1 protein-coding gene is annotated in these 1,209 nt (G+C 32.1%); it reads left to right on the top strand.

Going from position 1 to position 1,209, the window contains the following annotated elements; translation table 11 throughout:
- Window positions 1-891, top strand: an 891-nt coding sequence (locus F6K52_RS36540; protein WP_293090162.1) for a glycosyltransferase, incomplete at its 5' end; no start/stop codon positions are given.
- Window positions 892-1,209 lie beyond the last annotated feature (318 nt).

The raw sequence follows: 1,209 nt of genomic DNA, 5'->3' as shown, positions 1-1,209 counted from the left end.
AACCCCAATTCATCGGATTCCACATCAAATATTATTTCTCAAATACAAGACTCCCGTCTGCAAGTATTTAACTATCCCAAAGCAAATGTAGCCATTAACCGTAACCTTGGTTTTAGCCATGCTAGTGGAGAATTTATCACTTTTTTAGATGCAGATGATCTTTGGACACCAGATAAACTGGAAGCTCAGTATACAGCATTAGTAAATAATCCCCAAGCTGCGGTTGCTTATAGTTGGACTGATTGCGTGGATGAGAACAATAATTTTTTACGCAAAGGTTCTCGTGTTACTTGGAGTGGAGATGTTTATACTCAACTGTTATTAGATGATTTTATTGGTAATGGTTCCAATGTCATGGTTCTCAGAAATGCATTCCAAGCTACTGGTGGTTTTAATGAGTCCCTAACTAATGCAGAAGATACCGATATGTGGATACGGTTAGGTACCAAATATCAATTTATCAATGTTAATAAAGTACAAGTTTTATATAGGGTTTCTTATTATTCTAAATCTTCCAATATCTTACCTCTAGAAAAATCAAATTTAGCAGTGATTAAAACTGCTTTTGCAAATGATAAAGCTATCAATTATCAATATTTAAAAAAATACACTATTGGTAATTTATATAAATACTTAAGTTATAAGTCCCTAGATACATTACCTGGAAAACAGAATACTTTACATGCAGCAAGATTTCTGATTACTGCTATGTATACAGATATTCCTCTTCTGACAAAACCTATTATTTGGAAAGCATGGTTAAAGCTTTTTGTTATGACTTTTTTGCCTGCTCAATGGAGTGAAAAAATATTACTAAAATTCCCGAGAATATCTAACATAAGTACATTTTTTAGCTACAAAAAAACATATTATTCATTGTTTGAATCATAAATGGCAAATGAATATCGCTTTAAAACAAAAGCACCTGGAAATTTGTAATTGTTGTAGGTTTGGTTAGGGATAGTGTAACCCAACGATAGCAATGGTTATGTTGGTTTTCATTCTATTGCTACGCAACGCTAACGCGAACAATACAACCTACATGAAGACTCCAGATTTGCAGATACATGGATTTTACACATTTTTATTAATATATTTTTCTAACCTATTATAAAAACCATGAGAATATCTTATGTAAGTTTAATTAATGTTTTGAATTCACAGTCATGGGCAAAAAATAAACAAGGATTAGGTGCAGCAGGTTCTAAT

Source organism: Moorena sp. SIO3H5 (assembly GCF_010692395.1).
Lineage (GTDB): Bacteria > Cyanobacteriota > Cyanobacteriia > Cyanobacteriales > Coleofasciculaceae > Moorena.
This window is presented reverse-complemented; position numbering and strand designations above follow the sequence as displayed.